The sequence below is a fragment of the Colwellia sp. BRX10-1 genome (assembly GCF_014077545.1).
Taxonomy (GTDB): Bacteria; Pseudomonadota; Gammaproteobacteria; order Enterobacterales; family Alteromonadaceae; genus Colwellia_A.
The window spans coordinates 1-14363 of the sequence record NZ_JACGWC010000029.1; the positions used below are offsets into that span (position 1 = coordinate 1).

11 protein-coding genes are annotated in these 14363 nt (G+C 36.7%); 6 read left to right on the top strand and 5 right to left on the bottom strand.

Features of this window, described 5'->3' with window-relative positions; translation table 11 throughout:
* Positions 1-25: 25 nt before the first annotated feature.
* Positions 26-424, top strand: coding sequence for a hypothetical protein (locus H4J75_RS17110; RefSeq protein WP_182222783.1), 399 nt, complete (start codon positions 26-28; stop codon positions 422-424).
* Positions 425-1425: 1001 nt separating this feature from the next.
* Positions 1426-2997, top strand: a complete 1572-nt coding sequence (locus H4J75_RS17115; protein WP_182222784.1) for an ATP-binding protein — start codon at positions 1426-1428, stop codon at positions 2995-2997.
* A gap of 99 nt (positions 2998-3096) precedes the next feature.
* Here H4J75_RS17115 and H4J75_RS17120 read toward each other — a convergent pair whose 3' ends face one another.
* The 5 genes from H4J75_RS17120 to H4J75_RS17140 all read right to left on the bottom strand — a co-directional run bounded on the left by H4J75_RS17120 (position 3097) and on the right by H4J75_RS17140 (position 8495).
* Complete coding sequence (locus tag H4J75_RS17120; protein ID WP_182216691.1) at positions 3097-3462, bottom strand: hypothetical protein; 366 nt, start codon at positions 3460-3462, stop codon at positions 3097-3099.
* Positions 3463-3803: 341 nt separating this feature from the next.
* On the bottom strand, positions 3804-5984 hold the full coding sequence (locus tag H4J75_RS17125; RefSeq protein ID WP_182222798.1) for a malate synthase G: 2181 nt from the start codon (positions 5982-5984) through the stop codon (positions 3804-3806).
* Positions 5985-6456: 472 nt separating this feature from the next.
* Entirely contained in the window at positions 6457-7176 is a 720-nt protein-coding gene (locus tag H4J75_RS17130; RefSeq protein WP_310733619.1) for an LrgB family protein, read from the bottom strand.
* Positions 7173-7550, bottom strand: a complete 378-nt coding sequence (locus H4J75_RS17135; RefSeq protein WP_182222785.1) for a CidA/LrgA family protein — start codon at positions 7548-7550, stop codon at positions 7173-7175. The genes H4J75_RS17130 and H4J75_RS17135 overlap by 4 nt, the downstream gene beginning before the upstream one ends.
* 9 nt (positions 7551-7559) lie before the next feature.
* Positions 7560-8495 carry a LysR family transcriptional regulator gene (locus H4J75_RS17140; protein ID WP_146795953.1) on the bottom strand — a complete coding sequence of 312 codons (936 nt, stop codon included), beginning with the start codon at positions 8493-8495 and terminating at the stop codon, positions 7560-7562.
* 342 nt (positions 8496-8837) lie between these two features.
* Here H4J75_RS17140 and H4J75_RS17145 point away from each other — a divergent pair, with 342 nt between their 5' ends.
* The 4 genes from H4J75_RS17145 (at position 8838) to H4J75_RS17160 (ending at position 14336) form a co-directional block, all read left to right on the top strand.
* Entirely contained in the window at positions 8838-10421 is a 1584-nt protein-coding gene (locus tag H4J75_RS17145; RefSeq protein WP_182202968.1) for an isocitrate lyase, read from the top strand.
* Positions 10422-10949: 528 nt separating this feature from the next.
* Positions 10950-12416 carry an alpha/beta fold hydrolase gene (locus H4J75_RS17150; RefSeq protein ID WP_182216696.1) on the top strand — a complete coding sequence of 489 codons (1467 nt, stop codon included), beginning with the start codon at positions 10950-10952 and terminating at the stop codon, positions 12414-12416.
* A gap of 13 nt (positions 12417-12429) precedes the next feature.
* A complete protein-coding gene (locus H4J75_RS17155; protein WP_182216697.1) occupies positions 12430-13176 on the top strand; it encodes an ATP-binding cassette domain-containing protein in 747 nt (248 codons plus the stop codon).
* Positions 13173-14336: an ABC transporter permease gene (locus tag H4J75_RS17160; RefSeq protein ID WP_070375855.1), complete on the top strand. Its 1164-nt coding sequence runs from the start codon at positions 13173-13175 to the stop codon at positions 14334-14336. The genes H4J75_RS17155 and H4J75_RS17160 overlap by 4 nt, the downstream gene beginning before the upstream one ends.
* Positions 14337-14363 lie beyond the last annotated feature (27 nt).

Below are 14363 nucleotides of genomic sequence, written 5' to 3' on the forward strand. Positions count from 1 at the left end.
ATAATAATAAAAGTAAGGGTCGTTAGTGATATCTATTAATAAAAAGTTGTGGTCGTTTAACTTCGGCTGCCTAATTGCAGGCACGTTTTTTTGGTTAGTCAGTTTTGGAGTCTCTGCTCCTATCTCTGAAGTATTTCATTCTTATCCCCATTTTATACTTAATTATCATGCCGGAGTTGTAACCGCTTTCACCGCATTCTTGTTAACGGGCGCTATTATTTTTATTATGCGCAGCTTGTTCAATGTCTGTGCAAGTGAACATACATTTTGGCTAATGTTACCAAGTTTAGGTTTTATTATTTTAGCGATACTCTTTAGTCAGTCAATATTAATAACCATGCTCTACGCCGCATTCCCAGCATTAATTGTTATCTTAACCAGTGCAATAAAGAGACGGATACCTAAATATAAAACGTTAGCGTAAAGTCCTCAGTTAAGTCTTAGTAGCTGATGTTTATTAATGACTGCTCATATGATGATTTATTTTATTGGTTAACTAATCCTTTAAAAATTATCGAGCTTGCTCTTCAGAGACAGTAAACTAGGCTTTACTGTCCCTATTGTTAATGCGCTTACAAAGCGCATTGACCAAAATATTACTGCGCCGCTGCGTTGACATTTTGATATTAAAAAATACGGGCAAGTCGACAAACAAAACTATTAATGATGCCAGTAGTAAACTCATTTCACTAATCTCTGATAATTACTTGCATGAACTGTCACCTATTCAAAATTTGTATTTGTTATTCGTATTAAAATAATTAATGTTAAATCAGTATTTATGCGTTATCACCGACTGCATAAAGAGCCGCTGCTACCTCTGGTTTAGCTTTTTATATTCATTGTGAAGCTATTGAAAATTTAAAAAACTATATCAATAAGGCGGATATTATTTCTTGTGCTACGCTAAATACACAAGCATTATCTTTTGGTTAATGATTACAAAAATATCAACATTTAGATATGGTTGGAGCCTATAGACCCAAGATGAGAGAAATGGATAATCTGTGCTTAGTGTGCGCATATTTTTTGTCGACAACATGGAAAGTGCCTTACATTAAACTGGCTATTTAGCTATGCTGTTAAAAGCGAAGGCTATACTTGCTGACCGTATTAATACTGATTTATTTTCGATGTCTGATAAACCTTATTTTGTAGAACATAAGGCAGTAGATATTATTATTTAAAAGGTGCTAGTACAGGCACTAGAAGATATAACCGCAGCAAAATTTGTCGCTAGATATGTTAATACATCTAAGTCAAACCTTGCTCGTTAGAGGCGTTTTTTTTATGCTGATTAATAGCTTTATGTCGTTATTTTTATTGACATTAAACAAGATCAATATTTAAATGATGTTATAAAAACTTTTTTAAGTAATACAGATAGTCGTATCTATTTTACTGCTTTTATTGATGGTGTGATAAATGGAAAAATCTGGATCCTTTAATAGTAAGTTAAGCCGTAGAGTACTTATTTACATATTGCTATGTAGTTCGGTATTGTCTATCAGCTCAACTTTTCTGCAATTGTATGTTAACTACAATGAAAGTCTAACGACGTTAAATCAAAGATTTAGCAATGTTGAAACAAGTTATCTTCAATCTATATCCACTAGCTTGTGGGATTTTAACGAGCCGTTAGTACAACAGCAAATTCAAGGTATTGTAAAATTACCTGATATTAGTCATGTGAAAATTGTTACAGGTTTTGGCAAAACTTATCAGTTTGGTGACGAAAATATCTCAGCCGATAAAGTCGTTGAGTACCCGATATTTTATAGCGAAAATGATATTGGTGTGCTTATTGTTACCGCGAGCTATAAAGATATTTATCAACGATTGTGGCAGCAAGCAGGATTTATTTTAACTGCCGAAGTGATCAAGATTTTTATTGTGGCGTTTTTTATTATATTCATTGTTCATTGGCTTATTACTCGTCATATTTATCATATTACTTATTACTCGCAACAAGTTGCGGCTGATGAAATAGATACGCCCTTGGTATTAAGCTCTCGTCCAAAAGCCAAAGACGAACTTGATGAGCTTGCCGAAACGATTAATAACATGCGTACCACTTTAAAAAACGATATCTTAAAGTTAGAAGATGCAGAAAATGCGTTAATTAACCTTAACGGTGAACTTGAAGTAAAAGTGTATGACCGAACGGCTAAATTGGCCTCGAGCAACAACCAATTACAACAATCTTTAGATGACTTAACATTAGCAAAAGATCAACTAGTACAATCAGAGAAAATGGCCTCTTTAGGGCAATTGGTTGCAGGGGTTGCACACGAAGTTAATACGCCATTGGGTATCTGTGTTACATCAATAACGGCATTAAAAGAGAAAGTCTTGGAGTTAAGCCATTCGGTAGAGACTGAAAATCTGACCAAATCACATTTAACTAAAACCTTGAGTCTGTTGATTGAATATCAGAATATTATTGAAAGGAGTTTAAACAAAGCGGTTGAATTAATCAGAGGTTTTAAATCAGTTGCTGTTGAGCAACATACCGACCCAGAGTTGAAAATTAATTTATCCAGACACGTTAATGATGTTGTTAACACGGTAAAAACTCTCTTTAAACGTAAAAAATATGTCATTAATATCGACGTTGATGAAAAACTTAATTTGCTCACTTATCCAAGTGCATGGAATCAAATTCTGACAAATTTTTTAACCAATTCGCACATTCATGGTTTTGACGAAAGAGAAAGTGGTGAAATCTCAATAAAGTTTGTTGAGGATAATGGCTTTTTAACACTGACCTATAGTGATAATGGCAAAGGATTAGATAGCAGTGTTGTTAATCGTATCTTCGACCCTTTTGTTACAACCAAACGTGGTCAAGGTGGTTCAGGTCTAGGAATGAATATTGTTTATAATTTAGTGGACGCAAAATTAAAAGGCACTATAAAATGCTTAGATACAAAAGTAGGCTGTAGTTTTGAGGTCAGGGTACCGATAAAAGATAAACAAGGTGAACTTGAAGCATAAACCTTATTTTTCTGTTAAAAAAAAAGCCCTTGAGGCTTTTTTTTTATTAATAGCCTGAAATGATTTTTAGGCTATTATGATTAAAGTCGTTGTTTGAGTTTAGTCTATTTTAGATAACTGCTTTAAGGGGATGTCACGAGCGTTACCCATATCATCAACAAATAAAGCGGAAATTAACTGCTGCAATTTATCATTAAAAATAATGGCCAATTCAAAATATCCATTTTTAGTGGTTGTTGTAGCTGCGTTAAGTTCTTTTAAGTTATTGTCTGGCTTTAACAAGGGTTTTTCTTTAGCGCCACCTTCATCTACCACTTTAGGAAAAGCAAACATATAAGTAATCGTCTTTAGCTCTTTGTTCATTTGTGCGTTATTTGATTCTGCTGAAGCAGTCGAAAGGGTACAGCACAATCCAATGATGCTGAATATGGCACTTAACGCTACCGTTCTAATTTGTGATTTCATGTTGCGATCCTCGTCTTATAAATTCACATAGCATTGACTACAAAATTTCTGTATTGAAAACAATCTTACTTGTACTATTCTATCTAATTGAAATTGTAACTATATTGTTTACACCCTAACTATAAATTGTTAAGAAATATATAGCCAACGATATAAGTTCAATGGTTAAAAATTTGAGTTTAATGGCTTTTTAGTCTTACTTAACCCAGGTAAATCATCATTAAAAGTGTATTAGTTAGTTAGATAGACAGGCAATTGTGGAGGAAAGTTTCATTGAGCTTAAATAAAAAAAAGAAATATTAAGATTAATATTTCTTTTTTAGAGGGCGTATTAGACGAGACTAACTGAGTTGCTTCACTTTTAGTCGGTAACTATGTAATAAAGGTTCGGTATAACCATTAACTTGTGTTGTGCCTAAAAATACTAAATCACAAGCCGCTTTAAAAGCGATACTCTTTTCAAAGTTAGTTGCCATTGGTTGATAGTTAACATCATTTTTATTTTGGCTATCAACAGTTTTAGCCATCTTTTTCAAACTGGCTAACACTTGTTGTTCACTACAAACCTCATGCTTCATCCAATTGGCCATATGTTGACTGGAGATACGTAAAGTTGCTCTGTCTTCCATTAAACCGACATTATTAATATCAGGCACTTTTGAACAACCGACACCTTGATCAATCCATCGTACAACGTAGCCTAAAATACCCTGAGCGTTATTATCGAGTTCATCAGAGATCTCCTGCTCACTCCAGTTGGTGTCTTTTGCGAGTGGTATCGTTAAGATATCATCTAAGTTAGCCGGAGTACGTAGCATTAACTTTTTCTGAAGCGCGAAAACATTCTCTCTATGATAATGCAAGGCGTGCAGGGTTGCTGCTGTAGGAGAAGGTACCCAAGCTGTATTTGCCCCTGCTTGTACGTGATTAATTTTAGTAGCTAACATATTCAACATTTGATCAGGAATGGGCCACATGCCCTTACCAATTTGTGCTCTGCCACTAAAGCCACAGGCTAAGCCTACATCAACGTTATTATCTTCATAAGCGCTTATCCAAGGTGTTAACTTGATATCTGCTTTTTTAGCCATAATACCAGCCGCCATTGATGTATGAATTTCATCACCGGTGCGGTCTAAGAAGCCAGTGTTAATAAAGACCACACGAGACTTAGCTTGAGCGATACAAGCCTTTAAATTAACACTTGTACGACGCTCTTCATCCATTATACCCATTTTTATGGTGTTTCTTGTTAACGCTAAAGCATCTTCGACTTGTTCAAATAATGTATTAGCAAAAGCGACCTCTTCTGGACCATGCATTTTTGGCTTAACAATATAAATTGATTTTTCTGCACTATTACAAAATGACTTGGCATCGGCAGTTTGTTGTAAATTAAGGCTAGCGATTAGTGAGGTTACCATGGCATCAATAATACCTTCTGGCACTTCAGAGCCATCAGCTAATAAGATGGCATTGTTCGTCATTAAATGCCCAACATTACGGACAAACATTAAACTACGGCCTTTTAGCGTTAAGTTCGCGCCATCAGTTTGATGATACTGTCTGTCAACCGCCATAGTGCGCTGAATAGTTTTACCATTTTTGACTAAGTCAGTGGTTAAGTTACCTTGCATTAATCCCAACCAGTTTTTATAAGCGACCACTTTATCATCAGCATCAACGGCTGCGACAGAGTCTTCACAATCCATAATGGTGGTTAAAGCCGACTCAAGGGTAATGTCAGAAATACCTGCTTTATCGCTTTTTGCGATAACACTACTTTTATTAAAGTTAATTTCAAAGTGTAAACCATTATGTTCAAACAATAGCGCGGTTGGTGCATCTACTGTGCCTTGATAACCTTTAAAAGCATCGCCATTTGCAAGTTTAACGGTTTCGCCACTTTCAAGTGTAACCGTTAAAAGAGCATCAGATACGTTGTAGTGTTTCGCTTGGACGTGACTACCAGCAGTTAATGGAATACTTTGATCTAAAAATTGTCGGGCAAATTCAATAACCTTTTGACCACGAATGGCATTATAGCCACCAGCGTTTTCAGCCCCATTTTCTGAAGAAATAACGTCGCTACCATAAAGGGCATCATACAAGCTTCCCCAACGAGCATTAACGGCGTTAATGGCAAACCTAGCGTTCATTATTGGTACCACGAGTTGCGGGCCCGCCATTGTTGCTAATTCAGCATCTACATTTTTGGTTGTTATGGCAAAGTCATCAACCTCAGGTACCAGGTAATTGATGTCTTTTAGAAATTTTTTGTATGATGAAAAATCAAAGTTATCGGCAAAGTTATTCTGATGCCAGCCATCTATTTTTGTTTGTAAATCATCACGTGTTGCTAACAAGGCTTTATTAATAGGTGTTAATTTTTCAATGATTGTTGAGAAGTTTTGCCAAAAATCTGTTGGTGAAATTAGGCTATGAGGAAGTACATCCTGTTCAATAAATTGATGTAAACATTGCGCTACTTGGATATTTTGGATCTTTATGTACGGGGTCATCATGTTTCCTCTTGTGCAATCATTTACGCAACTTCTATTTGAATATTTAACTATGGCGTAAATATTTTTATCATAAATGTATTTAACCCTCTTTCTAAAAGAGCATTAAACATAATTAATAACAGTATCTAAGTGCAATGTAGGAGGTATTATTTTTTCATGCAAGAGCTGAAAAAAGTTTCCTAAAGAAATTAGTTGTTATTTTTGTATTTTGATAAGTGATTTTTATTATATCTAAATGATAATTATAGACTATTTAGTTTTTGATTTTATTAAAATCGGTCCAATAACTAATTATTGTTATTAATAATAGCTACCATAAATATTGTGAATGTAAGTTGTTTGATTTGTTTTTTTTGTGAATGTAACTTTTGATAAAGCGCGTCAATCATTTTTCATCAAAAATATTATGGTGCAGCTGTTGCCGAGTATTCATAGTGAGCACTCTATATAGTAAAATCGTTGTGGGCCGTTAGCGTAAAAAAAGTACCAAAGTATTAATAATCATTGGACTAAAGATGGCAGTGATAACCGCTGAAATAATCAAAGCCAAAGAACTGTAGGCGGCATGCTCATAACTCACTTTGCTAATTGTTGCGGTTCCCAATGCATGGCTCGCCGCGCCAATAGCTAAGCCTTGTGCTTTAGGTGAGGTGACCTTAATTAAAGATAGCCAAGGAGGACCTAATAAAGCGCCAAACAATCCGGCTAAAATTATCGCAAACGCAGTGATGGAATTACTGCCATTGAGTTGTTCCGTTAATGCTATGCCAATCGGTGTTGTTACTGATTTCAAAGAAAGCGATACGGCAATATCGTATTGATTAATGGTCAATAAAGTGATGATAAAACTTATCGATATGGCGATAAATACCCCAACCAATAGCAGTACCATTATATGTCGCCATTGTTTTTTAATCGTTTGAAGATGCTGGTATAACGGGAAACCCAAAGCCACAACAGCAGGCTCTAAGAGTTTATTTAATGAGGCGGTGGCTTGGTAATATTGTTCAAAAGGAATGTTAAATATTAGCAAAAATGGGATCAGCGTTAGAATCGACAACAGCATTGGATTTAACCAGGCTTTTTTTAATTTTTGTTGTAACTTGGCATAAGCATGATAAACCGCAAGTGTAAGCAGTATAAAAAATAAGGCAGCGCTTATCATTGATAAAAGGGGGGGGCTTATCACTTGTTTTGCTCGCTAGTTGCGGTTAATTGCTGTCGATTAAGTTGTCGCTGATAAACAAGTCCAACAAAGGTGAGTAATAAAAAGGTCGTAAAAAAGATGATGGCAATTAAGGTGAAGCCATGCGCTTTAATTAATTCGAAGTGATTAATGATGCCAACACCCGCAGGGACAAAACAAACCGCCATATTAGCCAACGCCCACTCAATACAAGGTTGAATACGCTTGGCATTAAGTATCTTAAAATGCAGTAGCATGGTGAACATCATCATGCCATATAAACTCGCAGGTAAGATAGGCAGGAAAGTCTCAATCACTTTTCCTGCTAACAAACAAATACCTACCGAGAATATACTGTAGATTATATGACTAAACATGGCGTAATATTACCCTTGTGCTGCCGCTTCAATAACCAGTTGTCTAAACCAAATATGGCTAGCATCATGATGTAATAACGGGCTCCAAATCATTTTTAATTCTATATCAGGAATGTCAAAAGGGGGATCAACAATGGTATATTTGTTATCATCTTTGTGTAATAAAGCCGCTTTTGTCGGTAAAGTGGCGATTAAGCCATCTTCATGAGCGAGTTGCATAGCAACATGATAATTACGGGTAAATACCTTTATATCTCTTTGCTTGCCTAAACGTGCTAACGCTTCATCTACCCAACCCAATTTTTGTACGTCTTTGGGATCCATACCCACTCCAACCCCAAAGCCAGTTTTTGACACCCAAACATGCTTTGATGACAGATAAGTATCTAAATTGAATTCAGCTACATAAGGGCTATTAGCACTTAACAAACATGAGAATGAATCACGCCAGATGGTTTTCTGATGAAATGACTGTGGTAATTCATCAAAGCGGTTAATCGCCATATCAATTTTACCAGCTTCAACATCGTGAAAAGTTACGTCACTTGGCGTCATAATATCAATGGTCACATTCGGGGCAATTTCATTTATTTTTCTTAATAAACTTGGCAGTAACGTTGAAGCCGCGTAATCACTTGCCATAATGCGGAAAACACGTTGGCTGTGCTTTTCATTAAACTCTTCTTCACCCTGCAACGCTTCTTCAAGTTCTAATAAGATTTTTCTGATCACCGGTGCTAAAGCGCGCGAGCGTTCGGTTGGTACCATGCCATCAGATGTTCTTACTAATATCGGATCATTAAATAAGTTTCTTAGTCTTTTTAAACCGTTACTCATTGCCGGTTGGGTAATATTAAGCTGGCTTGCTGAACGAGTAACATTTTTTTCTCTTAATAAAACATCAAGGTAAATAAGAAGATTTAAATCGATTTTAGCAATATTCATAGTTTTTATGACCAACAGAAATAATATAACTAATGTATATGTCATGTGCAGAAAAATAAATCAAGAAGTTTTCATTGTCTAATAAAAATATTAATAAGCTTTTAAAGCGGTAATACTGAGGTTTATGCTTATTACCTATTGAAAAATAAGTACAATTATTATTTGTGAGTTTGGTATTTATCTTGTGAATGGTAGTGATTGATATTATATATTTTAAGAATACTCTCAGGATGTTCTAGACTTTGTCTTGTTCGGTGTGTTTGCTTTAATTTTTACTTTTTATTTTAAGTGTTGAAGCGAACAAGACCTTTTAAAAATATTATCAGACTCTTGGAGAGTACTATGTCTAATTATCAAAATGCAATAGAAGCGGTTAAAGCGATTAAAGCAAATGCAGGTACCTCTTGGGATACTATTAATCCTGAGTCAATAGCTCGTATGAGAGCACAGAATAAATTCAAAACTGGTTTAGATATCGCTCAGTATACTGCCGACATCATGCGTCGCGATATGGATGCTTACGATGCTGATAGCTCTAAGTATACTCAGTCTTTAGGTTGCTGGCACGGTTTTGTTGGCCAACAAAAAATGATTTCTATTAAGAAACATTTTGGTGGCAAAACAGACCGTCGTTACTTATACCTTTCAGGTTGGATGGTTGCAGCACTTCGTTCAGAATTAGGTCCTCTTCCTGACCAATCAATGCACGAGAAAACATCTGTCGCTGCTTTAGTTAAAGAACTTTATACTTTTCTTCGTCAAGCCGATGCACGTGAACTCGGTGGTCTTTTTCGCGACCTAGACGCAGCAAGTGCCGCTGATAAAGCCGCTATTCAAGATAAAATTGATAACCATGTTACTCACGTTGTACCAATTATTGCTGACATCGATGCTGGTTTTGGTAATGCAGAAGCAACTTACCTTATGGCTAAGCAAATGATTGAAGCAGGCGCTTGTGCTCTTCAAATCGAAAACCAGGTTGCCGATGAAAAGCAATGTGGCCATCAAGATGGTAAAGTAACGGTTCCTCATGCAGATTTTCATTCAAAAATTCGTGCTTTACGTCATGCATTCCTAGAACTAGGTATCGACAACGGTATCATCGTTTCACGCACTGACTCTGAAGGTGCTGGCCTGACTAAAGAAATCGCGGTTGTTAAAACGCCAGGCGATCAAGGTGATATCTATAACTCTTTCTTAGATGTTGAAGAGATTGACGTAGCTGACATGGCTGAAGGCGATGTATGCTTTAACCGTGACGGTAAACTTGTTCGTCCTAAACGTTTACCTTCTGGTTTATACCAATTCCGTCAAGGTACTGGTGAAGAGCGTTGTGTTTTTGACAGCATAGAAGCAATTAAAGCGGGTGCTGATTTGTTATGGATAGAAACAGCGACACCTAACGTTGCCGATATCACAGCCATGATGGATGAAGTTCGTAAAGAAATTCCAAATGCTAAACTTGTTTACAACAACAGCCCATCGTTCAACTGGACATTAAACTTCCGCCAGCAAGCGTTTGACGCTATGGTTGCTGCGGGTGAAGATGTATCTAACTATGTACGTGCTGATTTAATGAATGTTGATTACGATACGACTGAGTTAGCTGCATCAGCAGATGACAAAATCCGTAGCTTCCAAGCTGAGACTTCACGTAAAGCTGGTATCTTCCATCACTTAATCACGCTTCCTACTTACCATACAACAGCATTGTCTGTAGATAACCTAGCTAAAGAATACTTTGGCGACGCGGCGATGCTTGGTTATGTTGAAGGTGTACAACGTAAAGAAATTCGTCAAGGTATTGCCTGTGTTAAACATCAAAACATGTCAGGCTCTGACATGGGTGATGATCACAAAGAATACTTTGCTGGTGAGAACGCGCTTAAAGCAGGTGGCGAGAACAACACCTCTAACCAGTTCTAATCACGATTAAAAACAGTTTTCTCTAGAAGTAAAAACCGAATAGCATTAAATGTTATTCGGTTTTTTTATGTACAGGATGTACGGTATGTCGTGGTGCCATGGATGGCAATGAACGACGAATGGTCAGCGTTTGTCTTGCGCACTTATCGTCATGCTGAATTTATTTCAGCATCTAAGTCACGATATCTTAAGGTCGTCATACTGAATTTATTTCAGTATCTGTTCTTGAAGTTCCAGTAAAAGGTACTAAAGCCGTCATGCTGAATTTATTTCAGTATCTGTTCTTGCAGTTGCAGTAAAAGATCCTAAAACCGTCATACTGAATTTATTTCAGTATCTGTTCTTGAAGTTGCAGTAAAAGATCCTAAAGCCGTGATGCTAGAAATTACCGATCCTTGCTTAAAATAATACTACTAAATGTCATTTATAAACAATTACTTAAAAATAAATGCAGCTTTATTAAAATAAACTGTAATAAAAAGTCTAAGGCTGAGACTATATGTTCGATATTTTAAAAGGAATAAAATAATGAAAATAAAATGGCAAAGCCTTTTAGCATTAAGTTTACTGAGTTTTAGCTCACTACTTTTAGCTGAAGACAATAATACACAAAATAATAATAAAGAAGTTTTAAGCTTAGAAAACTGCCACCTAAAGGGCATTAAGTCGCAAGTTCAGTGTGGCACATTACAAGTACCAGAAAATTATAGTTTACCTGAAGGTGAAAAAATAAGCGTTAATTTTGCGGTGCTGCCGGCTATTGATAGTAGTCAAAATAAAACGCCTTTAATGTTTTTAGCGGGTGGGCCAGGTCAAGCATCCGTTGAACTAGCCGCACATATATTTAGTACTTTTGGTGAAATTAAAAAGTCGCATGACATTATTTTAGTGGATCAACGGGGTACGGGGAAATCACATCCTTTATCGTGTGATGAAAATGAAGTAAGAAACGCTTATGAAATTATTCCTGAAGACTTTTCTCCACAAGAAATCAAAGACTGTATCGCACAATTCAAAGGCGACTTAAGTCAATATAATTCAGAAAATGCTATTCGTGATTTTGATGCAGTACGCGTTGCACTCGGCCATGAAAAAATTAATATTTATGGTGGCTCTTACGGTACACGTGCGGCATTGGTTTATATGCGCCTTTTTCCTGATGCACTTAACAGTGTCGTACTAGATAGTGTTGGTCCCATTGAAGTGCCTATTGGTACTTTTGGTCAAAGTTCCGCGCGTTCATTTAATTTATTACTCGAAAACTGCCAGCAAGATGAAAGTTGTAACAGCGCTTACCCTTCATTAAAAGATGACTTTACAGCGGTTATTGCTCGACTAGAACAAGCGCCGGTAAATCTTAAAATAGCGCATCCCCGTTTAGGTACAAAGACTGACTTCGTGTTAAGTCGTAGCAAGTTTATTAGTAATTTACGCATGCAATTATACTCTATGCAAACCCGTACTTTAGTGCCCTTGGTTATACATCAGGCTTTTTTAGGTAACTATCAACCTATGATTGGTTTAATTGCCATGTCAGAAGGGGGAATGGGTATGTATGTGGGCTTAACGTTAAATATTGTCTGTAATGAAGACTTTCCTAAAATTACTACTGAAATGTTTGCTGGCGATGCTAACAATACTTTTGGTGGCAACGACAGCCATAGTGCTTGGCTACAAGCCTGTCCGTTATGGCCTAAGTATGCGGTTAGCGATGATTTCTATCAAAGTGTAACGGCTAATATCCCAACACTTATTTTATCAGGAAATTTAGACCCAGTAACACCGCCGAGTAACGGTGATGAATCTGCCAAAACCTTACCTAATAATCACCACATTGTTTCTAAAAACAGTGCACATATTGTTGCTTCAACGCCTTGCGGTATTGAAATTGTTAATGAATTTCTAACAACACTCGATCCGAATGATTTAGATGAATCGTGTTTAGCTGAGTTAAAAAGTGAAACATTTATGACGCATTTAAACGGCAACCTATAAGGATATAATTATTATGATTGAAGTTAACAATTTACATAAAAGCTTTATCGATAAAAAAAATACGGTAAAAGCCCTAGATGGTTTGTCGTTTACTGCGAAAAATGGTGAGATCACCGGTATTCTAGGTCCAAATGGTGCGGGTAAAACGACTTGTTTACGTACTCTCTATGGTTTGCTAAAAGCTGATGAAGGTTCGGTATTAGTCGATGGTATTAATGTTTTAGAAGACCCTTTAGCCGTTAGGCAACGATTAGGTATCTTTCCGGATAAATTTGGTTTGTACGAACGTTTAACGGCCTATGAACAAGTGGACTACTTCGCCAGTCTTCATGGTATGCAAGGAGCGAAGAAAAAAGCGGCAATAGCGCAAATATTTAAAGATTTAGAAATGGAAGAATTAGCGCATCGTAAAACGGTCGGCTTCTCGCAAGGGCAACGGATGAAAGTCACTTTAGCTCAGGCTTTAGTGCATCAGCCGAAAAACTTTGTTCTTGATGAACCTACTCGCGGACTCGATGTAATGAGTACACGAGTTTTGCGCAATCACTTAGCCAAATTTAAAGAGAAAGGTCATTGTATTTTATTTTCATCACATGTCATGCAAGAAGTTGCTGCCTTATGTGATCGGGTAATTATTGTTTCTAATGGCAAATTAGCCGCACAAGGCACGCCACAAGAGTTATGTGATTTAGCGGGTGAAAAATTATTAGAAGATGCCTTTGTTAAATTAATTGGCTCAGATGAAGGAGTTGCCGCATGATCCAGTTTAAAGCATTACTAATTAAAGAATTAAGAGAAGCCTTTCGTGATAAACGTGCCTTGATGGTCGCGTTAAGTATGGGCTTATTCGCGCCAATAATGATTATGGTAATATCGAAAACCATGATCAAAGAAATCGTTGATAACCCCCCTATTTATGTGCAATTTACCGGCGCTGAATTTGCACCCAAATTGATTGAGAAGTTTGCCGTCAATAATATTTTACAATTTGCCGATGTACCTGAAGAAGAAAAGTACGCATGGCAAGAACGTAATATTGAAGTAGATATACCAAAAGATTTTGCTGAAAAAATGTTAGCGGGTCAGGCTATAGACGTTGTTTTACGTGCGGATTTTGGTAAAAAAGCCTCTAGTGCACCGATCCGAAGAGTCAAAGAAGTGGTACGAGAATACTCACTTGCTATCGGTTATAAGCGTTTACTGGTCAGGGGAGTTGATATTAATTTATTACAACCTATTGTTCTGCAAGAACAAGATACAGCACTTCCAACCAGCAATGCAGTGATGGTCTCGATGTTTTTAGGTATCTATTTATTGATGGGCGCTTTTGTTTCAGGGCTATCAATTGCCATTGACTCGAGTGCGGGTGAGCGGGAACGTAATGTTTTAGAGATGCTACTATGTCAGCCGGTCAGTACCCTTAAAATAGTGTTGGCAAAAATGACTTGTGCCAGTTCTATTTCAGTATTGTCTATTGTTATCATGTTGGTATTAACCACCGTTTCTGTTGGCTTTATTGATCTCACTAAAATAGGGGCAACCTTTAGTTTAAATGCCTTTAGTATTGCGGCCTTATTACTACTACTTATTCCACTATGTTTTTTTGCAACGGCTTTACAATTATTCTTTTCGTTTCAAGCGAAAAGTTTTAAAGAAGCGCAGTCAACCGTCTCTATGCTAATTATGCTTCCTGCTATGGTACCGTTTGCCATTATGATGATTGATGATAAGCCTGAATGGGTGAATTGGTTACCTATTTCAGGACAATCAATGTTGATGGAAGATGTTTTTAAGGGCTTACCTGTCGATTGGACTGTGCTTGCAAGTACCACCGCAATTACGGTGGGGATGACAGTGGCATTAGTGCTGGCACTCGCACAAAAATTAAAATCAGAAAAAGTGGTGATGTCATTAAGTTAATCTTTATGACAATACGCTGAGTTGGTA

What these genes read in the sequence shown, in the direction of transcription:
- H4J75_RS17115 (WP_182222784.1), top strand. Translation starts at nt 1,426, where the DNA reads ATGGAAAAATCTGGATCCTTTAATAGTAAGTTAAGCCGTAGAGTACTT.
- H4J75_RS17120 (WP_182216691.1), bottom strand. Translation starts at nt 3,462, where the DNA reads ATGAAATCACAAATTAGAACGGTAGCGTTAAGTGCCATATTCAGCATC.
- H4J75_RS17125 (WP_182222798.1), bottom strand. Translation starts at nt 5,984, where the DNA reads ATGACCCCGTACATAAAGATCCAAAATATCCAAGTAGCGCAATGTTTA.
- H4J75_RS17135 (WP_182222785.1), bottom strand. Translation starts at nt 7,550, where the DNA reads ATGTTTAGTCATATAATCTACAGTATATTCTCGGTAGGTATTTGTTTG.
- H4J75_RS17140 (WP_146795953.1), bottom strand. Translation starts at nt 8,495, where the DNA reads ATGAATATTGCTAAAATCGATTTAAATCTTCTTATTTACCTTGATGTT.
- H4J75_RS17145 (WP_182202968.1), top strand. Translation starts at nt 8,838, where the DNA reads ATGTCTAATTATCAAAATGCAATAGAAGCGGTTAAAGCGATTAAAGCA.
- H4J75_RS17150 (WP_182216696.1), top strand. Translation starts at nt 10,950, where the DNA reads ATGAAAATAAAATGGCAAAGCCTTTTAGCATTAAGTTTACTGAGTTTT.
- H4J75_RS17155 (WP_182216697.1), top strand. Translation starts at nt 12,430, where the DNA reads ATGATTGAAGTTAACAATTTACATAAAAGCTTTATCGATAAAAAAAAT.
- H4J75_RS17160 (WP_070375855.1), top strand. Translation starts at nt 13,173, where the DNA reads ATGATCCAGTTTAAAGCATTACTAATTAAAGAATTAAGAGAAGCCTTT.